Genomic DNA, 21,434 nt, shown 5'->3' with positions numbered 1-21,434 from the left:
TCAATATAACAAATACAAATTTAATCCCTTACTCATTAACGACAGATATAATGACTCAAAATCAGTTAGTCGCCCAAAAAACAGTAGTCCCCTTAAAGTCAGTTCCAGCAAATTCTCAAACGATCGGTGTTTTCGACTCTGGTATTGGTGGTTTGTCGATTGCGAAATGTATTCATCAAAACTTACCACATGAAAATATTATTTATGTTGCGGATAGCCAATTTGCTCCTTATGGTGATAAATCGACAGCAAATATTACTGAACGGGTAAATAAAATTGCAGATTGGTTAATTGACCAGCAAGTAAAAGCAATTGTTGTTGCCTGTAATACTGCAACGGTTAGCGCTATTGATCAGCTACGTTTACGCGTTTCAATTCCAATCATAGGGGTTGAGCCCGCAATTAAACCCGCCGCAATTCACAGTAAAACCAAAAGAATAGCTTTATTAGTAACAGAAGCAACCGCTGTAAATACGCGTTTTTTATCATTAGTAAATAAGCATAAGAATGGCGCTGAAATTTATATCCAACCTTGTGCCGGATTAGTAGAACTTATTGAGCAAGGTCTTTATGAGAGTGAACAGTGCCGTAAAAGACTAAATGCCTTTTTAGGACCACTTCTGCAAAGTAATATAGATACCCTCGTATTAGGATGTACTCATTACCCTTTTGTTCGTCAACTTATACAAGATATTGTCGGTGATAAAATTACCATTATGGAAACTGCTCAACCGGTAACTGAGCAGCTTGCCAGCCAACTTGAAATTAAGGGGTTACTGGCAAGTCATGAACAGATTTCCCAGCAACATTTTTTTAGCTCAAAGATATCACCGGAACAAGCACAGTTAATGTCAGTGCTCTTTGGTAAAAATATCCCGCTACAACAACTCCCTGCTCTTTAAATAAGCAATTTACAGTTATTTTTGGCCGTTTAGCCTTCTAGGCGTAAAATAACTAGAAAATAGTTAATCTTGCAGTTAGAATAACTTTAATAAAAAAATATCTTAAACTATTAAATTTTTCCTGAGGTTTTATGTCTACTCAATTTTTCACTTCTGAATCAGTTTCTGAAGGTCATCCAGATAAAATCGCCGATCAAATTTCTGATGCTGTACTTGATGCAATTATCGCTAAAGATAAAAATGCTCGTGTTGCTTGTGAAACGATGGTGAAAACTGGCGTAGCAATTATCTCAGGTGAAGTATCCACCACCGCATGGGTTGATTTAGAAACGATTACTCGTAATGTTATTAGTAATATTGGTTACACTTCATCTGACGTAGGTTTTGATGGTGAAACCTGTGGCATTATGAATTTAATTGGCCAACAGTCCCCTGAAATTGCACAAGGTGTTGACCGAGTAAAACCAGAAGATCAAGGTGCTGGTGACCAAGGACTGATGTTTGGTTATGCAACCAATGAAACTGAAACATTAATGCCTGCACCTATATTTTATTCTCATCGTTTGGTAGAGCGTCAAGCAGAGGTGCGTAAGTCAGGTGTCTTACCTTGGTTACGTCCTGATGCAAAGTCTCAAGTTACTTTTATTTATGAAGATAATAAACCCGTAGCAATTGACGCTGTTGTTTTATCAACTCAACATAACCCAGAGATTTCTCAAGAAGATTTACACGAAGCTGTGATGGAAAACATTATCAAAGCGGTTTTACCCGCTGAGTTATTAACTAAAGACACTAAATATTTTATTAATCCTACAGGTCGTTTTGTTATTGGTGGCCCCGTTGGTGACTGTGGTTTAACCGGTCGTAAAATTATTGTTGATACCTATGGCGGCATGGCTCGTCATGGTGGTGGTGCCTTCTCAGGTAAAGATCCATCAAAAGTTGACCGCAGTGCCGCTTATGCAGGGCGCTATGTTGCAAAAAACATTGTTGCTGCCGGTTTAGCTGACCGTTGTGAAATTCAAATCTCTTATGCCATTGGTATTGCTGAGCCAACATCTATTTCAATTGAAACCTTTGGTACCGGTAAAGTATCAGAAGCAACGTTGATTGAGTTAGTTAGAGAGCATTTTGATTTACGACCTTACGGCATTACTAAGATGCTTGATTTATTACACCCTATGTACCAAATGACAGCCGCTTACGGACATTTTGGTCGTGAACCTGTTGAAGTAACAGTCGGCAATGATACTTTTACCGCCTTTACTTGGGAAAGAACCGATAAAGCCGACACGCTTCGTAAAGCCGCTGGGTTTTAATTTTTAACGTTTTAACATCACCGTTCCTACTAAACATAAAAAGCGACTCAATAAGTCGCTTTTTTATTGCAATAAAACCATTAACATTGCGAATAATACTCTTTCACCTAGCTGACTTGGGAAAGAACTGATAAAGCCAACACGCTTCGTAAAGCCACAGGGTTTTAATTTTTAACGTTTCAACAACATCGTTCCACCTGAACATAAAAAAAGCGACTCAATAAGTCGCTTTTTTTATTGGAAAAATATGAGGTTAATTTATGACTATTTAGCCGACTGCGCTTTTTTACTGGCTACTTTTTCTTTACGTCGTTGCTCAATAACATCTTGAACATGTCCACCAATGTGTTTTTCACCACGTTGGCTGGCTAAATTAATTTGGCGTTCGCGCTCAGCAAAGCCACTACGTTGTTCGTCAGTATATTTATCATAACAACGATGACAACTGACGCCTTTTACATAATGCTCACTTTGCTTTTCTTGTTCGGTTATCGGGTAACGACAAGCAAAGCATTGATCGTACTGCCCTTGCTCTAAGCCATGCCCTACTGCAACACGGCCATCAAAAACAAAACATTCACCTTGCCACATTGAATTCTCTTGCTCAACTTCCTCTAAATATTTAAGCACGCCACCTTCAAGATGATAAACATCTTCAAAGCCTTGCTCTTTTAAGTAAGCGGTTGATTTTTCGCAGCGAATACCACCAGTACAATACATCGCTACTTTTTTATGTTTGTTCTTGTCTAAGTGCTGTGCAACATATTCTGGAAATTCACGAAAGGTTTCAGTCTTAGGGTTTATTGCGTTCTTGAAGGTGCCTATTTCAATTTCATAATCGTTACGTGTATCAATCAATAAAACTTCAGGATCGGCAATAAGTGCATTCCACTCTTTAGGTTTTACATAAGTACCAACGGTCAGTAATGGGTCAATTCCTTCAACGCCCATAGTCACAATTTCTTTTTTTAATTTTACTTTACTGCGTTGAAAAGGATTCTCGTCAGCGTATGAATATTTATGAGAAAAATTCATTAAACGCTCATCTGTTTCTAAATGCGCTAAGAGCTTATCAATACTGCTTTGTGTACCAGCGACGGTACCGTTAATACCTTCATTAGCAAGCAATAATGTACCTTTAACATCGTTATTTAACATAACAGACAATAATGGTTTTTTAAGTTGTTCAAAGTTTTCTAAGCGTACAAATTTGTAAAGTGCACAGACGGTGATGTTTTGCATAATAATACCCATTGAGCCAGCCAGAACGTAAATCCGGAGCTGTAGATTAATATAAAGCCAACACATCTTAACATCAGTGTAGGCCAAAAGACGCGCATTCTATCAAAAGCCTCAATTTAGATAAAGCCTCTCCTTCAATAGATTAAATGATAGAATCGCTACTTGCACAGCTCTTTAGTAACACAGCGGATAAAAAAATGACTTTTCACGGCAGTAAAAAGTCATTTGAAAATTGAGGTAACCGTTTAACTCATCATAATGGTTATTAAAGTTAACTCGTTGTTCCTTTCAATTCTTCACGCAGTCGTTGAATGACCATATAGAAATATGGCACTAACAACGTACCTAATATAGTGGCCGCTAACATACCTGAAAGTACAGTAACACCAAGGAATATTCGGCTACTGGCTCCTGCACCAGACGACATAACTAAAGGAATAACACCTAAAATAAAAGAGAGTGCAGTCATCAGTACCGCTCTAAATCTTAACTTTGCAGCGTCAAGTGCCGCTTCCATGATCGTCTTTCCTTGGGCTCTTAGCTCCATCGCAAATTCAACAATGAGAATAGCGGTTTTAGTCGATAAGCCAATCAGTAGTATTAACCCTACCTGCGCATAAATATTGTTTTCCATCCCTAAGATATAAAGTGTCAGCATTGAGCCAAATAAAGCTAAAGGCACAGCGGCGATGACAGAAAAGGGGATAGTCCAGCTTTCATATTGAGCGACTAAAAATAAGTAAACAAACAACAACGCTAAGCCAAATAAAACAGGCGCTAAATTACCCGCTTCAATTTCTTGTTTAGACTGCCCTGCCCACTCAAAAATATAGCCTTGGGGTAAGTTTCCTGCTAATTCTTCCATAATCGCTATCGCCTCACCTGATGAATGACCACTCGATGCTTGGCCAGTGATATTTGCGCTACGGTACAAATTAAAGTGTCCGATACTGGTAGGACCTAAAATAGGCTCAAGCTTAGCAAGTGTCGTTAATGGCACCATTTCACCGTCTTGGTTACGCACAAAATAGTAGCGCAAGTCAGAGGGATCTTTACGGAACTCTTTTTCAGCTTGAACGGTTACTCTGTAGGTTCGCCCAAACTGGCTGAAATCGTTAATGTACATTGACCCTAACTGCGCTTGTAACGTTATAAAAATATCCGATAAAGCAACACCTTGAGCTTTTGCTTTATCTCTATCAACCTCTAAAAAGTATTGTGGAACATTTGCGCGGTAAGTACTAAAAACGCGAGTTAATTCAGGTCGTTGATTTGCCTCATAAATAAGACCATTCATCACTTGCGCTAAATCACTAGGGCTTCGACCTTCACTGTCTTGTAGTTTAAATTCAAAACCCGAACTTGTCCCTAAGCCTGGAATAGGCGGAGGATTAAATATCATTATTTGTGCGTCTGGCATTGTCCACAGTTGCCCCATTAAACGCTGGATAACAGCACGCAGTGCTAATGCTGGCTCCGTTCTTTCTTCCCAATCTTTTAGCATGATAATACCTAAACCATTGTTCGAGCCTGCCCCACCTAATAACGAAACACCTGAGACAGTAATAACGTCAGTAACGGCTGGGTCTGCTTTTATCATTGGCGTTATTTTATCAATAAGTGCCTGTGTTCTGTTACTTGAAGCCGCATCAGGTAATTGGATATCGAGAAAAACATAACCTTGGTCTTCGCTTGGAACAAAACCCGTGGGTACCGATGTGGTTAACCACCCTGTAGCTACAAATAAAACACCGACAATAATACCGACGCGAGCAGCACGTTTTAATAAGAAGTTAACGCCTGTGGTATAGCTTCCTGTCATTTTTTCAATACCCCGTTCAAAAGGCATCAGCCACTTGATCGGTTTCATATTCTCTTTACTTAATAAAACAGTACAAAGAGCTGGGCTTAACGTTAAGGCATTAATAGACGAAATGATAACGGCAAATGAGATGGTTACCGAAAATTGTTTGTACAATTCGCCAGTAATACCCGGCATAAAGGCGACAGGAACAAATACCGCTAGCAGTACTAAAGTGGTTGCAATAATTGGCCCTGAAACCTGTTCCATGGCCTTAGTCACCGCTTCTTTTATGTCGAGTTTTTCTTCTTTAAGAATGCGTTCAACGTTTTCAATAACAATAATGGCATCATCGACTACAATCCCTATTGCAAGCACTAAACCAAAGAGTGTAATGGTGTTAATGGAATATCCCATTACTAACATAAAAGCAAAGGTACCAATTAATGAAACCGGTATAGCAATAGTTGGGATCAGTGTCGCTCGCCAGTTTTGCAAAAATAAGAAAACCACGAGAATAACTAAAACTATTGCTTGAAATAAGGTCGTTTTTACTTCATCAATAGAACGTGAAATAAATTCAGTCGTATCGTATGGAATAGCATATTCAAGTCCATCAGGGAAACGTGCTGATAATTTTTCTATCTCTAACTTTACTAACCGAGCGACTTCAGTTGCGTTTGCACCAGGCAATTGATAGATAACTAAAAATGCGGTTTCATTACCATTTAAACGTGCTTGAACACCATAGTTTTGCGAACCAAGTTCTAAACGTGCAATGTCAGATAAACGGACAAAATTACCGTTAGAACGAGCTCTTACGATGGTTTGTCCAAATTCTTCAACCGTTTTTAATCGCCCTTTTGCTTGAATTGAATACTCAAACTGTTGATTTGGCAATGAAGGGCTCGCACCTAACTTCCCTGCCGCTACAATTAAATTTTGCTCTTGAAGTGCTTGTTTTACCTCGGTAACCGTAACCCCTAATGATGCCATACGGTCAGGTCGCAGCCATGCTCGCATGCTGTAAGTCATTTCCCCCATGACACTAGCTTCTGCTACGCCAGGTATACGTCCTAGTGGCTCAGTTAATGAATTGGTCGCATAGTTACTTAAGAAAAGTTGGTCGATACCTGCTTGCTTTGAAAATAAATTAATGGCCATTAACATTGAGCTAGATTTTTTCTTAACCGTTACCCCTTGTCGGGTCACTTCTGATGGCAGTGAGCTTTGGGCTAATGCCACACGATTTTGCACATTAACCTGCGCCATATCGTCATCAATACCCACCTTGAAAAATACAGTAATAGTTGCTGAACCATTATTTGAAGCTGTTGACTCGATATACATCATATCTTCAACACCATTGATTTTTTCTTCAATGGGGCGAATAACTGACTCTTCGACAACCTGAGCGCTAGCACCGGGATAAACTGCTGTTATTTGAACTTGCGGTGGTGTTATTTGTGGGTACATATTAACGGGCAATATCCCCATCGCAATGAGGCCCGCTAAAGTAATAACAATTGAGATAACAAAAGCAAACTTGGGTCGATGAATAAACGTTTTACTGATCATGGGAGTGTCCTACTTAATTAAAAGGTCAGAAATAGTACCGGTAAGCGGGTCAATGCTTTTGATAACTGGCTTGACTTCAACGCCACTTCTTACTTTTTGTAAACCTTCTATGATCACTTGTTCGTTCGCTTTAAGACCTGATTCAACGACCCACATCGCATTCATTCTTCGCCCTAAAGTAACCAAACGTTGCACAACTTTATTATCGTCGCTAACAACAAGGACAAACTTGCCTTGTTGGCTTTCTTGAACGGCAACTTGAGGGACTAGCGCCATTTGCTCTTTTTGCTTGCCTTCGATAATTAAGGTGACAAACAAGCCCGGCACAACAATACCGTCAGGGTTATTAAACTTCGCACGTAATTCAACCGTCCCCATACCCTGGTCTATCTTGGTATCGGCAAAAATAAGCAAACCTTTTTCGCCATAGGTGGTGTTGTTCGGTAAACGTAATGAAATATCAATGGATAAATCTTCAGGCTGATGCGTATTTTTTTGTAAATAAGAAATATAATCGCTTTCTTCTACTTGAAAGCTCACATAAATAGGGTCTGTTGCAGTTAATGTCGCGATGGTATTACTGCTTGGGCTCACAACGGCACCAATACTATAATTAACTTTACCAATACGCCCTGAAAATGGCGCTTTAATCACGGTATAACTTAAACTCAATTGAGCTGTTTCTAGTGTGGACTCAGCCACCTGCACCGCCGCTTTTGCTTGGGAGTTATTAGTGATTAACTTATCAAGATCAGATTGTGAAATATAGCCATCTCCTGCAACTTCACGCCCTCGTTTTAAATCTCGTGCCGCACCTTCTGCACCTGCAACTCTGCTAGCTAAATCTGCTTTTGCAGATTCTAAAGAGGCTTGATAAGCCGCAGGTTCAATATTAAGTAGTACTTGATCTTTTTCAACGATAGAACCTTCATCAAAGTGACGTGCTATTAATTCACCTTCAATGCGAGCACGTAAATCAACTTCTTTTGAGGCAACGGAACGCCCTAAAAATTCACGATAGCTACCAATTTCATTTACTTTAATTTCATAAATAGAAACGGCAGGAGCCGGCGTTTTTTGTTTAACTTGCTCAGCTTGTCCACAACTAACAACAGTCAAAGCAATAACTGACAAAAGACTCACGCGAGATAAAATAGGTTGAAAAGATGGTAGGTGTTTTGTGAACATCTATGTTCTCCGTTTAGGATGTATAAGCAGGAAACGAAAACAGCTAATAAAAATCAAGCTGCTTAAAAAGTTATTATTACATTTGATCATAGTAAATTCAGTCAAAAAAGGTAATCAAAGACTTAAAACAGGCGATGTTTATTTTAAAAAGCCGTTTTTCAGCTATTTTATAAAATGATAATTGAAATAAGTGCAAGTCGCCCTTATATTTCTTGTTAAGATAATAAAAAATAAAATAAAATGAGCAATCCTAGAATTTATCAACAACAATCCTTTTCTATTGGCGACACAGTCACCTTAAGTGAAGATGCCTTTGGCCATACCATAAGAGTTTTACGTTTAAAGAGTGGTGATTCCTTAACCCTTTTCAACGGTGAATTTAATAACGGTTTACTAGGCGATTATCAAGCTGAACTCACTGATGTGAATAAAAAAAATGCACAAGTGGTTATAACGTCGTTCACAGAGAAGCATGTAGAGTCACCGCTAAACATTCATTTAGGCCAAGGTATTTCCCGTGGCGATAGAATGGATTTTACTTTACAAAAATCGGTTGAACTTGGTGTTAATACCATAACCCCACTATTTACTGAACGTTGTGGCGTAAAGCTGACGGGTGAGCGTTTACAGAAAAAAATAGACCAATGGCAAAAAATAGTGATTGGTGCTTGTGAACAAAGTGGTCGTTGTTCGGTCCCTATTGTTATGCCAGCTGTTTATTTAGATGCATGGCTCGCTCAACAAAGTGCGTCATTAAAACTAAACTTACATCCCAAAGCGCAATATTCCATCATGAATTTGCCAGAAAAAAATATAACCGACTCAAAGCAGCGTGTACGGTTACTTATTGGCCCTGAAGGCGGCTTAAGTGATGATGAAATTAAACGCGCTAATGAGGCATCTTTTGTTGATGTTTTATTAGGGCCCAGAATATTAAGAACAGAAACAGCAGCATTAACGGCAATTACCGCATTGCAATGTCGCTTTGGCGATATTAACTAGTAATAATACTTTAATGATTGTGTGCAATTGAAATTAATTTGAGTTGTTTGCAAGATATAGGAAAAATAAATGACAATTAAACTTGGCGTAGTAATGGACCCTATTTCACAGGTCAATGTAAAAAAAGATTCGTCTATGGCGATGATGTTTGAAGCGCAAAAGCGTGGATATGAAATTTATTACATGGAAATGAAAGACTTATACCTTGACCAAGGACAATGCCGTGCGACCGCACAAAAATTGAAAGTTTTTGACGATCCTCAACATTGGTATGAACTCGACGACGTAAACGATATAGCAGTTTCAGAACTTGACGCGGTGCTCATGCGTAAAGATCCTCCTTTTGATACTGAGTTTATCTACGCGACTTATATGCTTGAGCGTGCAGAGGTTGAAGGCACATTAATTGTGAATAAACCTCAAAGCCTTCGTGACTGTAATGAAAAACTTTTTACCGCTTGGTTTGCCGACTTAACACCACGTACCTTAGTGACACGTAATAATGATAAAATTCGTGAATTTCATCAAAAAGAAAAAGACATTATTATCAAACCTCTCGATGGAATGGGTGGCGCCTCAATTTTCCGAATTAAAGAAAATGATGCGAATGTTGGCGTTATTTTAGAAACATTAACCAACCATGGTAATCAATATGCGATGGTGCAAGAGTTCATGCCTGAAATTAAAGATGGCGATAAACGCATCCTTATTGTTAATGGTGAACCTATGCCTTATTGTCTAGCGCGTATCCCTGCACAAGGTGAAACGCGTGGTAACTTAGCTGCCGGTGGTCGTGGTGAAGCAAGACCCCTTAGCGCAACCGATAGGTTAATTGCTGAAACTATTGCCCCTGAATTAAAGAAACGTGGTCTATACTTTGTAGGGTTAGATGTTATTGGTGACAAAGTTACCGAAATTAATGTCACCAGCCCAACCTGTATCCGAGAAATTGAAGCTGCATATCCTATTAATATCAGTGGTAAATTAATGGATGCAATAGAAGAAAATATTCGCCCTAGAGTATAAGCCTTTTAGTTATACTCTTTATCACCAAAATAAAGTTATGAGTCTCTTACTAGCGGTAACCCTTTAAAGTAAAGGGTTACCATACCTCTATAAAAACAATGATGCATAGAGTTTTTTTTAAACTTAAGATGTAAAAAGGTGAAGGTATGGAAAGCTTAGAAAATCAACTTTTAATCGCAATGCCTGCATTAGACGATGCATATTTTAATAAAACCGTGACCTATATTTGTGAACATAATGAAGAAGGTGCCATGGGGCTTATTATTAACTTACCCGTTAACGTTACTTTAAACGAGTTGCTCGTCCAAATAGATGCTAAAAAAGAAGAAGCACCTGAATTAGGCCAACAAGTGTTAACTGGAGGTCCAGTATCTCAAGACCGAGGCTTTGTTTTACATAGTCCACAAAGTTGCTGGAAACAATCGTTATCACTCAGTAAAGAGGTGATGATAACGACCTCTAAAGATATTTTAATGGCGCTAGGTACCGAAGAAGCGCCTGAAAAATATATGGTCACATTAGGTTATGCTGGTTGGGGCCCCGGACAACTAGAAGAAGAACTAAAAAATAACGCTTGGCTTTTAACTCCCGCAGATGGTGATATTGTTTTTAATACTCCCATTGAACAACGCTGGAAAAAAGCCACTGAAAAGCTAGGTATTGATATGGCCCATTTATCATCCGATATTGGTCATGCATAAAACTATTAAGGAAGAATAAGTGTCAAAAAATGTTGGCCAACGTACCGTTTTAGGTTTTGATTTTGGTAAAAAATATATTGGCGTTGCTGTTGGTCAAGAGCTTACGGGAAGCGCTTCACCTTTGGGCTCTGTCAAAGCCAAAGACGGTATCCCTAACGAAATGGAATTAACGAAATTCATTAAGGAATGGCAACCTGACTATTTAGTCGTTGGTTTACCATTAAATATGGATGGTAGTGAACAACAGTTAACCCTTGATGCGAAAAAATTCGGCAATCGCTTGTCGAGTAAGTTTGCATTAAACGTAGAGTTTCAAGACGAACGTTTAACCACAGCCGATGCAAAAGAAAGATTATTTGCAGCTGGCGGTTATCGTAATTTAAAAAAAGATAATATCGATGCTGAGTCAGCAAGATTAATTATTGAAAGTTATTTTGAAACGCTTTATCAGTAGATAATTAATGGTAGGTTATTACATTTGTTGTGACTTTTTTGTAACAACCTACCATGTTTATCATTAACTAAATATCTTTAGGGTCTAAACCATCTAGCGTCACACCACTTAATGCACCTGTTCCACCTTGCTCATTACTGCGTAATTTTATCATCAAGCGTAAATCATTTGGTGAATCAGCATGGTGTAAAGCGTCAGCATAATTGATCAAACCTTTATTATATAATTCAAACAAAGCACCATCAAACGTTTGCATACCGAGTTCTTTCGATTTTTCCATCACTTCTTTAATACTACCAATATCACCTTTTTTAATGAGCTCAGCGATATAAGGTGAATTAAGTAGAATTTCAATGGCGGCAACACGTCCCTGACCATCACGCGTAGGAATTAATTGCTGGGCAATAATACCACGTAAATTTAAGGCTAAATCAAATAACAATTTGCCATGTTGGTCTGCCGGCACTAAATGCATAATACGGTCTATCGCTTGGTTAGCATTATTTGCGTGCAATGTTGCAATACATAGATGTCCTGTCTCAGCAAAGCTTAAGGCATGTTCCATGGTTTCTTGGTTACGAATTTCACCAATTAAAATTACATCGGGGGCTTGGCGTAGTGAGCTTTTTAATGCGGCATCGAAGCTTTCAGTGTCTAAACCAACCTCGCGTTGAGTAACCATACAACGAGCATGTTCATGAACAAATTCTACTGGGTCTTCAATAGTAAGAATATGCCCACGTGAATTTTTATTACGATAGCCGATCAATGAAGCCATTGATGTTGATTTACCCGTACCTGTACCACCAACAAAAAGGACTAAACCGCGCTTCGACATCACGACATCTTTTAAAATCGATGGTAAACCTAATTCATCAGCATCGGGGATTTCTGTCACAATACGGCGAACAACCATACCTGCCATGTCGCGCTGCCAAAAGGCTGAAATACGAAAACGGCCAATATCATCGATAGAAATAGCAAAATTACATTCTTTTTCTTCGTTAAATTGTTTTTTCTGTTTATCGTTCATTGCATTATGAACAAGCGCTAACGATTCATCGCTTGTTAAAAGATGGTCATCGATTGCTTGCAACTCGCCATTTATTTTTGCGCTTACGGCAAGTTTGGCGGTAACAAACATATCAGAAGCATCTTCTTTTACCATTTTTTGTAATAAATCATGAAAATTCATTTTTGTATCTCTTATCATTTTTACCGTAACTTGGGGAATACAATTGAAGCTTCTACTCTTTAAATAACATTCGACAAAAGCTTCATTAACAATTAAAAACCTCTAAATTGATTTTTATCAACCGCTTTTTCCATCGCATCTTGTTTAGTTATCAGGCCTCTATTCACTAGACCTTGTAGACACTGATCCATAGTTTGCATACCATGAGACATACCTGTTTGAATCGCACTGTACATTTGCGCTATTTTGTCTTCGCGAATTAAGTTTCTTATTGCAGGAACGCCCAGCATGATCTCATGAGCGGCAACACGACCACCCCCCACTTTTTTAATTAAGGTTTGTGAAATAACTGCGCGAAGTGATTCAGACAACATTGAACGCACCATAGATTTCTCTTCACCGGGGAAAACATCAATGATACGATCGATGGTTTTTGGTGCTGAGGTTGTATGTAAGGTACCGAAGACTAAATGACCAGTTTCTGCTGCCGTCATTGCTAAGCGAATCGTCTCTAAATCACGCATTTCACCCACAAGTATAACATCGGGATCTTCACGCAATGCACTACGAAGCGCGGCTTCAAAACTAAGCGTATCGCGATGTACTTCACGTTGGTTAATTAAACATTTTTTGTTTTCATGAACAAATTCGATAGGGTCTTCAATGGTAAGAATGTGATCATGTTTGTTATTATTAATATAATCAACCATAGCCGCTAAGGTGGTTGATTTACCCGAACCTGTTGGGCCCGTCACTAAAACTAAGCCACGCGGTATATCTGAAATTTCACGGAATATATCTGGGCATCCTAGATCATCAAGCGATAATATTTTACTCGGAATAGTACGAAATACGGCGGCAGGCCCCCTATTTTGATTAAAAGCATTAACACGAAAACGTGCTAAATTAGGCACTTCAAAAGAAAAATCGACTTCTAACTTTTCTTCATACTCTTTGCGTTGGCGATCATTCATAATATCATAGACAAGTGCATTAACATCTTTCTCGTCGAATGCTGGGATATTGAGTTTACGTACGTCACCATCAACACGAATTGAAGGCGGAGTGCCTGCAGATAAATGTAGATCAGATGCATTATTTTCCACACTAAAGGCAAGTAATTCGGTAATATCCATAAAAGACCTCTTAATAATTATTTTTTATAATATAAAGTAAGTTGAAACTAAATTGACACAAAACAATATGACACCCATTAAAGATAATCTTGCTAAGATAAATCTGCAAATTTTTAATGCTTGCCAGCAGGCAGAGCGTGCAACTTCACAGGTTACCTTACTCGCAGTAAGTAAAACTAAAACCAGTGCCATGATTGAACAAGCTTATTTGGCTGGACAAAGAGAATTTGGCGAAAGCTATATTCAAGAAGCGGTTGAAAAAATAGCAGAGCTACAAAGTTTGTCCGGTATTACTTGGCATTTTATCGGCCCTATACAATCAAACAAAACGCGATTAATTGCCGAAAATTTTGATTGGGTACACAGTATTGACCGCATTAAAATAGCAAAACGCCTTAATGATCATAGGTCTAGCCAAGATACTCCCCTCAACGTTTGTTTACAAGTCAATATTAGCGGCGAAGAAAGCAAGTCAGGTGTCGCTATTGAAGATCTTAAAGCACTTGTTGAATTTATTGATCACTGTGAACATTTAACGTTACGCGGCTTAATGGCCATCCCTGAAAAAAATGCCTCAGAACAAAGTTTTGAAAAGATGCAGCAACTTTTTATTCAATTTAAAGAAGCGCATTCCAGTATTGATACTTTGTCGATGGGCATGTCAGGCGACTTAACCGCGGCAATTGCTAAAGGTGCTACGATGGTAAGAGTGGGGTCTGCTATTTTTGGCGCAAGAAAAGATAAATAATTATCTTGGGATACAATCTATTTCACTTTAGTTCAGTATAATTAGTTACAATAGTAAAAACGTTTTAACACTTTTCTTCATCACATATTGACCACAGGTATTCCATGACAAAAATTGCTTTTATTGGCGCTGGTAACATGAATGGCGCAATTATTTCTGGCTTAGTAAAAACAGGCTTTGCCGCACAAGATATCATCGTATCAAATCCTTCACCTGAAAAACGACTGGCTTTACAAGAGCAACTTGGTATTAAAGAAACAGCAGACAATATCGTTGCGGCTAATTTTGCAGATTTTATTGTACTTGGTGTTAAACCTCACTTTATTGCTGATGTTTGTCAAAAAATCAGCCAAGAAATTGATATTAGCAACAAGTGCTTTATTTCCGTTGCTGCTGGTTGCACCGTTGATCAAATGCAAAAAGCCTTAGCTAAACCTTGTGGCATTATTCGTACTATGCCCAATACCCCCTCGCAGATTGGTTTAGGTGTTACTGGTTTATATGCCGACGAAAATGTTACTGCCCCACAAAAGAAAATTGCCGAAGAGCTAATGAGTTCGGTGGGTATTATAAAGTGGTTAGCCACTGAGGATGAAATTGATCACATTATTGCTGTTTCTGGTTCAGCCCCTGCCTATTTCTTTTTGTTTATGGAAGCAATGGAAAAACAAGCATTAGCTTTAGGATTTACGGCAAAAGAAAGCCGCGAGTTAGTACAGCAAACCGCTTTAGGTGCTGCACAAATGGTTGTTAACACCGACTTACCCATTAGCGAATTACGCGCTAAGGTTACCTCAAAAGGTGGTACAACCAACGCCGCTATCAATTCTTTTATTGATGATGGCTTGGAAAAAATAGTAACAAATGCGATGAATAGTGCATTGCACCGCGCTAAAGAAATGGCGCAAAATAACGTTTAACCCATTTTGAGTTTTATCAATTATTAAGTTTTGGAGAAGTAGATGGAAGCCATTAATTATTTGCTGAGTTTTGCCTTTGACGCATTATTAATGTTGTTAGTATTACGTGTGTGGTTACAATTGGTGCGCGCCGATTTTTACAACCCGTTCAGCCAGTTTATTGTAAAAGTGACTAATCCAGTCGTTATTCCTCTTCGTCGTGTTATTCCCGGTTTTGGTGGCATTGATGTTCCAACAGTGCTACTAGCGTTTATCGTAGCATCTTTGAAGTTTATTCTTATTCCATTAATTAATGGCGCTGATATTAATATTATCTCAGCACTTTACTTAGGCCTTATCTACTTAATTAAACAAACAGGTATATTATTGTTTATGCTGATGCTAGTAATGGCTTTAATGAGTTGGGTCGTTCAAGGTTACAACCCTACTCAAGCAATATTTCAGCAATTAACAGAACCGTTTCTAAAACCAATAAAGCGTATCGTACCGAGTATTGGTGGTTTAGATTTGTCTGTACTTATTGCTTTTTTATTACTCAACGTGATTAATATTTTCTTATCAGGCTCAGTACCTGGTTGGGCAGTGCTATAATAGATAATAAGTAAGTAGACAGGTTTTATCATCACTTTCTATAAAGCCTGTCTTATTAGCTGTATCTATCATTAAAATAAAAAAGGCACTCATTATGAAAAATATCTTACAAACCTGTTTATTTATTATTTTAGTTTCATTAACCCTGATCAGTAACGTTTTTGCTGAGAACGTAAAGAAAATGGGGTCGATGCAAGTTCACTATATGGCGATAAATGCCACGTTTTTAACACCTAAGATAGCAAAAGCTTATAACATTGAACGTAGTCGTTTTAACGGTTTAATTAATATCTCCGTGTTAGACGACTCTGAAGAGTCTAGACCTGCAAAAGCAGTTTCAATTCAAGGCAAAGCAAGAAATGATATTGGCCAAATTAAAACCCTTGAGTTTGACGAAGTAAAAGAAGGTGATGCTATTTATTATTTAGCACAAGTTAATTACACTAACGAAGAAACCTTCTATTTTGATATTACGATTAGTGACGGCAAAGAAACTCATCAGCTTAAGTTTAAACAGAAATTTTATGTTGATTAACCCCAATCACCATACAAGTTATTAATTGATAAAATCAGGCTTTTGACCTGATTTTATTTTTTCATCTCTAAACCTTCAAGGTAAAAAATGTCGACCATAGTATTAGCCACAGGCAACCCAGGTAAAGTAAAAGAACTTAGCCACTTATTAGCCGTGCATAACATTGAAATAAAACCGCAAAGTGAATTTAATGTCAGTGAAGTTGCAGAAACAGGAACAACTTTTGTTGAAAATGCCATTATTAAAGCTCGTCATGCCGCAAAAATTACCGGTCTACCGGCAATTGCTGATGACTCAGGATTAGAAGTTGATGCATTAAATGGCGCGCCCGGTGTTTATTCAGCGCGTTATGCTGGAGAAAATGCTAATGATAGCGATAATACCAACAAACTATTAAAAGCATTAGAAAGCACACCTGATGAAGCACGTACTGCGCGTTTTCATTGTGTGTTGGTTTATATGAGCCATGAAAATGATCCTACTCCCATTATCTGTCATGGTGTGTGGGAAGGCAGTATTACCCGTGAAAAATTAGGTGAGCAAGGTTTTGGTTACGATCCTATTTTTTGGCAGGAAGCCCAGCAAAAAACATCAGCACAATTGCCCCGAGATCTAAAAAACAGCTTAAGCCATCGCGGCCAAGCCTTAGCTAAACTTGTTCAACATTTTGGTGTTAAATAATGTTACAAGCGCCACCCCTATCTTTATATATTCATATACCTTGGTGTGTGGAAAAATGTCCCTATTGTGACTTTAACTCGCATGCATTGAAATCAGCGGTTCCAGAAGAAGAATATGTAAAGCACTTAATTGAAGATTTAGATGCAGACATTACCAAGTTTTCGTTGAGTGATCGCCCACTGCACACCATTTTTATCGGTGGTGGTACACCCAGTTTATTTTCAGCACAAGCAATTGAGCGTTTATTGACCCAAGTACTTGAACGTTTCGAATATAAAGACGATATTGAAATAACATTAGAAGCTAACCCTGGCACGGTTGAAGCTGAAAAATTTATAGGCTTTTTTAATGGTGGTGTCTCAAGGCTTTCAATAGGTGTGCAAAGTTTTGAATCTGACAAACTCATCAAACTCGGCCGCATTCATGATAGTAATCAAGCTAAAAAAGCAGCAGAGCTTGCCTATTCATCTGGTATAAAAACCTTTAATCTTGATTTGATGCATGGCTTACCCCAACAAAATATCGCTAATGCCCTTGATGATTTAACCACGGCTATTTCACTTAACCCAACACATTTGTCTTGGTACCAGTTAACCATAGAACCTAATACCGCTTTTCATTCTAGGCCGCCAAAATTACCAGAAGATGAAGTGCTATGGGATATTCAAGACCAAGGCATCGCATTATTAGCAGCGGCAGGTTATCAGCAATACGAAATATCGGCCTACAGTAAACCTGGTTTTGAATGTCAGCATAATATCAATTATTGGCAATTTGGTGACTACCTTGGCATTGGTTGTGGCTCTCATGGCAAGATAACCGACCCAGTTACGAATAAAATTTTTCGTACTATAAAAGTAAAACACCCTAAAGGCTACTTAGACGAAAGCCGCCCACATCTCGACCATTTAGTTGAAGTCAGTGCACAAGAGTTACCGTTTGAATATATGATGAATAGACTGCGCTTACATGAAAGTTTTTGCTTAACTCAATACCAACAAAGAACAGGCTTATCAATTGATACTGTCTTGCCAACATTGCAAATCGCTAAACAAAAGCAATTAATGCTAGAGAATACCAATGGCACATGGCAAGTCAGTAAATTAGGTCACCGTTATTTAAATGACTTACTTGAGATGTTTTTATAGTGACCGTTAGTGAAGAGCAACAAGCACTCGACCAAACGTTTATGCAACGCGCTTTTGAGCTTGCTGAACAAGCTGAGGCTATTGACGAAATTCCCGTAGGCGCAGTTGTTGTCGCTCATAATAAAATAATCAGTGAGGGTTATAATCAGTCTATTACGCTAAACGACCCTTCGGCGCATGCTGAAATGGTGGCTATTCGCCATGCAGGTTCAGTTTTACAAAACTACCGCCTGCTTGACTGTACCCTTTATGTAACGTTAGAGCCTTGCCCTATGTGTGCTGGTTTATTGGTACATAGCCGCATTAAACGCGTTGTTTACGCCACGACAGATCTAAAAACGGGTGCAGCAGGCAGCGCATTTAATTTACTTTGTGATGAGAAGCATAACCACCAAATTGAATTGTCTTCTGGTGTTATGGCTGAAGAATGTAGTCAGCTACTTTCTACTTTTTTTAAACGCCGCAGGGCTGAGAAAAAAGTACTCAAACAAAAGATGAAATTAGCGCAAAAATAAACGCTATACTCATATTGTTGTTCACCCTTGTAGAGCGTTTAATTGAAATTATATTATTGCACTTTTTTGCTATTACTTTGCTTTACTCATTATGTATTCGCCGACGGCCATGTAAAAATATACCAGTACAAATCATTAAAAGGGATCAGTTCTTTTTCTGACATTCCCCCCAGCACGTCTACTTACCAGGAAATTCGCATAAGTTGCTTTGCCTGCAAACTAAATTCAATGGTTAATTGGCATAACACACAATTATTCACCGCTCACTTTACATCAACGATTAATCAACAAGCACAACGTTATAACATAGATCCCGCTCTTATTCGCGCTGTTATTCATGCCGAGTCACACTTTGACCCTCGAGCATTATCTAAAACAGGTGCACAAGGGTTAATGCAATTAATGCCCGCAACAGCAAAAGAATTAGGGATAAAAAATTCATTCAATGCCCAACAAAATATTCGCGCAGGAAGTAAACATTTAGCACGATTGATCAGAAAGTATGGTGGAAATATCACGTTAGTTTCAGCTGCCTACAACGCTGGCGAAGGTGCGGTTAAGAAGTATAAAGGTGTACCGCCTTATCCCGAAACTCAAAAGTATGTTGAACGCGTAAAAATTTTACATCAGCGTTATTTATCTAACATTTAACGCGCGTCGCTACATTGGCCTTTTTTGTACCAACGAATAAGTTCTTTTTGGTCGCTAGGAGCATCTTCGCCTTGTGCTATTTTGTTTAACGCTTGTTTTGCTAATAATTGTTCAGCTTTATCTTCAATTTTACTCAGTGCATTATAAAAAGCAGTGGTTTCATCATCAGTTAATACACTTTCAAGCTCTTTTGAACGTAGCTCCATAGCTGAAGTTAATGCTTGATATAATGCTTTTCCTTGCTCATTTAGGGCTAATATCTTAATGTTTTTGCTTTTTTTATCGCGGCGGATATCGATTAAATTTTTATTATCTAATGCTTTTACCGCTCGGCTAACATTATAAGAATCGATACGCGATTGGTAGGCAATATCTGCAGACTTAATCGGCATATACGAGCCAATATTTAATAAGACTCGCATTTCTCGTGGTTCTAAATCGCAGAGTTCACGAATTTTCCAATCTCGATTTAAGGCAAGTAAATTACTGACTACGGCGACTCTAAACGGTAAATGTGACGTTAAATCTAATGGTTCAGCTATTTCTTGCGTTAACGTAAACGCTTTATTTCTGGCCGATTTAGTGATGATAATACCTAGTGAATAGAGCCTATTTTTGCTATTTTATCATTAATTTTAAATAAATAACACGTCACAAAATTGAGTATAAAAAGTTATTCTAAAAAAAAAGTCTTAATTAATTTTACTAAATCAGGTGTCTGTTAGCATCATCTTTACAATTTTGTGATATAGGTTAAAATCTAAAAAGGCTTAATTATAAGTGTTTTACTTATTTTTAATTTTTAAATATTAACAAAGAGAATAATAAAAATGCGTAATAAAGGTCTCTTAAAGCTAGTCACTGCAATGGCTACATTACCCATCATACTCTTGGCACAAACGGTAAACGCTTCGGAATGTGCATCGGTTACTTTCGATACAGGTAAAGTTAATGGTAATAAAGTTATTTTAGAATTGTTGGGGAGTAACGGTGTAGCAATCCCACAACCTAAAAAATATCAAAAAATATTAAAAGGTGAGCACAAATACCTTCTCGCACCTGGCATGCATACTTTAATATTAAACCAATGGGATAAAAGTGAGTTTAGCACTTACCAGAAAAACCTTCGCAGAGGACGAAGTGTAACAAACCCGCCAACCCCCATACAAAAAACAGTAAATATTGAGGTTAAAAAAAATCAGCATTATCAGTTAGTGCCTATGGAAACTATTGCAGGTTCTATTGTTGAAGTAAAAAATCAAGAAAGTAAGTCTTGCTCTGGCAAGTACATTGCGGATGCTAAAATTGATGTGCCAAAGCTTTCAGCAGATGAACTTCCCCCGGCAATCGAAAAATTACTTGGCTTAGTGATGAAAAATATTTCTTCACACCACAAAAAAACAGCTGACAAACGTGATGATACGAATGTTGTCTCACGTAAATTAAATGGCTATTTTGGTACGGCATTAGCCCAAGAGTTTGTCGAAGGTAAGCTTCAAGTAAACAGAATAATTCCAAATACTTTAGCTGCTGAATTAGGCTTGGTAAAAGGTGACTTAATTACAAAGATTGGCGGAAGCGAACCTAGTACGTCGAATAATACGCCTTCTCAAGCGATAAACGCTTATTTAATAAGTAGAGCGTTCGGTGAAAAAATAGTTATTGAAGTCATTAGAAATGGAAAGTCTGTAACGTTATCCGGTGATTATATTCCTGTTGTTGTGCCAGAAGCCTATTACACAGTTGAGAAAACAACTAAAAGTGGTATTACCAATCAAAGTAACTTATCTGCTTCCTTAACGTTTCAATTTGACCAGCTCTTACTGGCGATAAACAGCCACTATAAAAAAATGGGAGAAGATAATAAAATTATCGTTATAGAACGCCCATCATTTCATTTAGAAGTTAACTTAGCTTCAGTTGGACAAGCACAAAAAACAATGTTCGCTGAAAGTTTAAAAAAAGATGATGATTATGATGAAACGAGAAATAAAAGAAAAAGAAGTAGTGGTTACATTAATCCTAACATGAAATCACCTCGTGGCTAATATTTAAGGGGAGTAACATAAATAATTCAGTCAGAAGTTAGAGTAATAAATCC

Annotated in this window: 21 protein-coding genes; 15 read left to right on the top strand and 6 right to left on the bottom strand. The window is 38.1% G+C overall.

Annotated features, from left to right (window positions below):
* Positions 1 to 50 precede the first annotated feature (50 nt).
* Together murI and metK are read left to right on the top strand one after the other, a co-directional pair.
* Positions 51 to 902, top strand: a complete 852-nt coding sequence (gene murI, locus H4J73_RS07565; protein WP_182180910.1) for a glutamate racemase — start codon at positions 51 to 53, stop codon at positions 900 to 902.
* Positions 903 to 1,033: 131 nt separating this feature from the next.
* The gene (gene metK, locus H4J73_RS07560; protein WP_182180911.1) at positions 1,034 to 2,221 is read left to right on the top strand and encodes a methionine adenosyltransferase; all 1,188 of its coding nucleotides are present in this window, start codon (positions 1,034 to 1,036) and stop codon (positions 2,219 to 2,221) included.
* A 264-nt stretch (positions 2,222 to 2,485) separates the two neighbouring features.
* On the opposite strand, the gene H4J73_RS07555 is transcribed toward metK, so the two are convergent.
* The 3 genes from H4J73_RS07555 to H4J73_RS07545 form a co-directional block, all read right to left on the bottom strand.
* On the bottom strand, positions 2,486 to 3,463 hold the full coding sequence (locus tag H4J73_RS07555; protein WP_182179593.1) for a rhodanese-related sulfurtransferase: 978 nt from the start codon (positions 3,461 to 3,463) through the stop codon (positions 2,486 to 2,488).
* 271 nt (positions 3,464 to 3,734) lie between these two features.
* Positions 3,735 to 6,842 carry an efflux RND transporter permease subunit gene (locus tag H4J73_RS07550; RefSeq protein WP_182179595.1) on the bottom strand — a complete coding sequence of 1,036 codons (3,108 nt, stop codon included), beginning with the start codon at positions 6,840 to 6,842 and terminating at the stop codon, positions 3,735 to 3,737.
* 9 nt (positions 6,843 to 6,851) lie between these two features.
* Positions 6,852 to 8,030, bottom strand: a complete 1,179-nt coding sequence (locus H4J73_RS07545) for an efflux RND transporter periplasmic adaptor subunit (protein ID WP_182179596.1) — start codon at positions 8,028 to 8,030, stop codon at positions 6,852 to 6,854.
* Positions 8,031 to 8,270: 240 nt separating this feature from the next.
* Here H4J73_RS07545 and rsmE point away from each other — a divergent pair, with 240 nt between their 5' ends.
* The 4 genes from rsmE to ruvX all read left to right on the top strand — a co-directional run bounded on the left by rsmE (position 8,271) and on the right by ruvX (position 11,213).
* The gene (gene rsmE, locus H4J73_RS07540; RefSeq protein ID WP_182179598.1) at positions 8,271 to 9,032 is read left to right on the top strand and encodes a 16S rRNA (uracil(1498)-N(3))-methyltransferase; all 762 of its coding nucleotides are present in this window, start codon (positions 8,271 to 8,273) and stop codon (positions 9,030 to 9,032) included.
* A gap of 69 nt (positions 9,033 to 9,101) precedes the next feature.
* Entirely contained in the window at positions 9,102 to 10,058 is a 957-nt protein-coding gene (gene gshB / locus H4J73_RS07535; protein WP_182179600.1) for a glutathione synthase, read from the top strand.
* Between the two features lie 146 nt (positions 10,059 to 10,204).
* A complete protein-coding gene (locus H4J73_RS07530; RefSeq protein ID WP_182179602.1) occupies positions 10,205 to 10,759 on the top strand; it encodes a YqgE/AlgH family protein in 555 nt (184 codons plus the stop codon).
* Positions 10,760 to 10,778: 19 nt separating this feature from the next.
* Positions 10,779 to 11,213, top strand: coding sequence for a Holliday junction resolvase RuvX (ruvX, locus tag H4J73_RS07525; protein WP_182179604.1), 435 nt, complete (start codon positions 10,779 to 10,781; stop codon positions 11,211 to 11,213).
* Positions 11,214 to 11,280: 67 nt separating this feature from the next.
* On the opposite strand, the gene H4J73_RS07520 is transcribed toward ruvX, so the two are convergent.
* The gene (locus H4J73_RS07520) at positions 11,281 to 12,408 is read right to left on the bottom strand and encodes a PilT/PilU family type 4a pilus ATPase (RefSeq protein WP_182179606.1); all 1,128 of its coding nucleotides are present in this window, start codon (positions 12,406 to 12,408) and stop codon (positions 11,281 to 11,283) included.
* Positions 12,409 to 12,500: 92 nt separating this feature from the next.
* Positions 12,501 to 13,544, bottom strand: coding sequence for a type IV pilus twitching motility protein PilT (locus tag H4J73_RS07515; RefSeq protein WP_182179608.1), 1,044 nt, complete (start codon positions 13,542 to 13,544; stop codon positions 12,501 to 12,503).
* A gap of 67 nt (positions 13,545 to 13,611) precedes the next feature.
* On the opposite strand from H4J73_RS07515, the gene H4J73_RS07510 reads away from it, so the two are divergent.
* The 8 genes from H4J73_RS07510 to H4J73_RS07475 all read left to right on the top strand — a co-directional run bounded on the left by H4J73_RS07510 (position 13,612) and on the right by H4J73_RS07475 (position 19,333).
* A complete protein-coding gene (locus H4J73_RS07510) occupies positions 13,612 to 14,292 on the top strand; it encodes a YggS family pyridoxal phosphate-dependent enzyme (protein ID WP_182179643.1) in 681 nt (226 codons plus the stop codon).
* A gap of 104 nt (positions 14,293 to 14,396) precedes the next feature.
* Complete coding sequence (proC, locus tag H4J73_RS07505; RefSeq protein ID WP_182179610.1) at positions 14,397 to 15,212, top strand: pyrroline-5-carboxylate reductase; 816 nt, start codon at positions 14,397 to 14,399, stop codon at positions 15,210 to 15,212.
* Positions 15,213 to 15,254: 42 nt separating this feature from the next.
* Positions 15,255 to 15,803 carry a YggT family protein gene (locus H4J73_RS07500; protein ID WP_182179612.1) on the top strand — a complete coding sequence of 183 codons (549 nt, stop codon included), beginning with the start codon at positions 15,255 to 15,257 and terminating at the stop codon, positions 15,801 to 15,803.
* A 94-nt stretch (positions 15,804 to 15,897) separates the two neighbouring features.
* Positions 15,898 to 16,338 carry a DUF4426 domain-containing protein gene (locus H4J73_RS07495; protein WP_182179614.1) on the top strand — a complete coding sequence of 147 codons (441 nt, stop codon included), beginning with the start codon at positions 15,898 to 15,900 and terminating at the stop codon, positions 16,336 to 16,338.
* A gap of 87 nt (positions 16,339 to 16,425) precedes the next feature.
* Entirely contained in the window at positions 16,426 to 17,019 is a 594-nt protein-coding gene (locus H4J73_RS07490; RefSeq protein WP_182179616.1) for an XTP/dITP diphosphatase, read from the top strand.
* On the top strand, positions 17,019 to 18,167 hold the full coding sequence (gene hemW, locus H4J73_RS07485; protein ID WP_182179617.1) for a radical SAM family heme chaperone HemW: 1,149 nt from the start codon (positions 17,019 to 17,021) through the stop codon (positions 18,165 to 18,167). The genes H4J73_RS07490 and hemW overlap by 1 nt, the downstream gene beginning before the upstream one ends.
* Positions 18,167 to 18,682 (top strand): tRNA adenosine(34) deaminase TadA, encoded by a 516-nt coding sequence (tadA, locus tag H4J73_RS07480; protein WP_310649614.1) that lies wholly within the window; start codon positions 18,167 to 18,169, stop codon positions 18,680 to 18,682. Before hemW ends, tadA begins: the two co-directional genes overlap by 1 nt.
* Positions 18,683 to 18,724: 42 nt before the next feature.
* The gene (locus H4J73_RS07475) at positions 18,725 to 19,333 is read left to right on the top strand and encodes a lytic transglycosylase domain-containing protein (RefSeq protein ID WP_182179619.1); all 609 of its coding nucleotides are present in this window, start codon (positions 18,725 to 18,727) and stop codon (positions 19,331 to 19,333) included.
* On the opposite strand, the gene H4J73_RS07470 is transcribed toward H4J73_RS07475, so the two are convergent.
* On the bottom strand, positions 19,330 to 19,788 hold the full coding sequence (locus tag H4J73_RS07470) for a MarR family transcriptional regulator (protein ID WP_339379398.1): 459 nt from the start codon (positions 19,786 to 19,788) through the stop codon (positions 19,330 to 19,332). The genes H4J73_RS07475 and H4J73_RS07470 overlap by 4 nt on opposite strands.
* Before the next feature lie 375 nt (positions 19,789 to 20,163).
* On the opposite strand from H4J73_RS07470, the gene H4J73_RS07465 reads away from it, so the two are divergent.
* On the top strand, positions 20,164 to 21,381 hold the full coding sequence (locus H4J73_RS07465) for a PDZ domain-containing protein (RefSeq protein WP_182179621.1): 1,218 nt from the start codon (positions 20,164 to 20,166) through the stop codon (positions 21,379 to 21,381).
* Positions 21,382 to 21,434: the final 53 nt, after the last annotated feature.

This window comes from Colwellia sp. MB3u-41, from assembly GCF_014076845.1.
Classification (GTDB): domain Bacteria; phylum Pseudomonadota; class Gammaproteobacteria; order Enterobacterales; family Alteromonadaceae; genus Colwellia_A.
The sequence above is the reverse complement of the archived record's forward strand: the minus strand, read 5'-3'. Positions and strand labels throughout refer to the sequence as shown.

Coding starts and splice junctions, on each gene's coding strand:
- murI (WP_182180910.1), top strand. CDS start 51: ATGACTCAAAATCAGTTAGTCGCCCAAAAAACAGTAGTCCCCTTAAAG.
- metK (WP_182180911.1), top strand. CDS start 1,034: ATGTCTACTCAATTTTTCACTTCTGAATCAGTTTCTGAAGGTCATCCA.
- H4J73_RS07555 (WP_182179593.1), bottom strand. CDS start 3,463: ATGCAAAACATCACCGTCTGTGCACTTTACAAATTTGTACGCTTAGAA.
- H4J73_RS07550 (WP_182179595.1), bottom strand. CDS start 6,842: ATGATCAGTAAAACGTTTATTCATCGACCCAAGTTTGCTTTTGTTATC.
- H4J73_RS07545 (WP_182179596.1), bottom strand. CDS start 8,030: ATGTTCACAAAACACCTACCATCTTTTCAACCTATTTTATCTCGCGTG.
- rsmE (WP_182179598.1), top strand. CDS start 8,271: ATGAGCAATCCTAGAATTTATCAACAACAATCCTTTTCTATTGGCGAC.
- gshB (WP_182179600.1), top strand. CDS start 9,102: ATGACAATTAAACTTGGCGTAGTAATGGACCCTATTTCACAGGTCAAT.
- H4J73_RS07530 (WP_182179602.1), top strand. CDS start 10,205: ATGGAAAGCTTAGAAAATCAACTTTTAATCGCAATGCCTGCATTAGAC.
- H4J73_RS07520 (WP_182179606.1), bottom strand. CDS start 12,408: ATGAATTTTCATGATTTATTACAAAAAATGGTAAAAGAAGATGCTTCT.
- H4J73_RS07515 (WP_182179608.1), bottom strand. CDS start 13,544: ATGGATATTACCGAATTACTTGCCTTTAGTGTGGAAAATAATGCATCT.
- H4J73_RS07510 (WP_182179643.1), top strand. CDS start 13,612: ATGACACCCATTAAAGATAATCTTGCTAAGATAAATCTGCAAATTTTT.
- proC (WP_182179610.1), top strand. CDS start 14,397: ATGACAAAAATTGCTTTTATTGGCGCTGGTAACATGAATGGCGCAATT.
- H4J73_RS07500 (WP_182179612.1), top strand. CDS start 15,255: ATGGAAGCCATTAATTATTTGCTGAGTTTTGCCTTTGACGCATTATTA.
- H4J73_RS07495 (WP_182179614.1), top strand. CDS start 15,898: ATGAAAAATATCTTACAAACCTGTTTATTTATTATTTTAGTTTCATTA.
- H4J73_RS07490 (WP_182179616.1), top strand. CDS start 16,426: ATGTCGACCATAGTATTAGCCACAGGCAACCCAGGTAAAGTAAAAGAA.
- hemW (WP_182179617.1), top strand. CDS start 17,019: ATGTTACAAGCGCCACCCCTATCTTTATATATTCATATACCTTGGTGT.
- H4J73_RS07465 (WP_182179621.1), top strand. CDS start 20,164: ATGCGTAATAAAGGTCTCTTAAAGCTAGTCACTGCAATGGCTACATTA.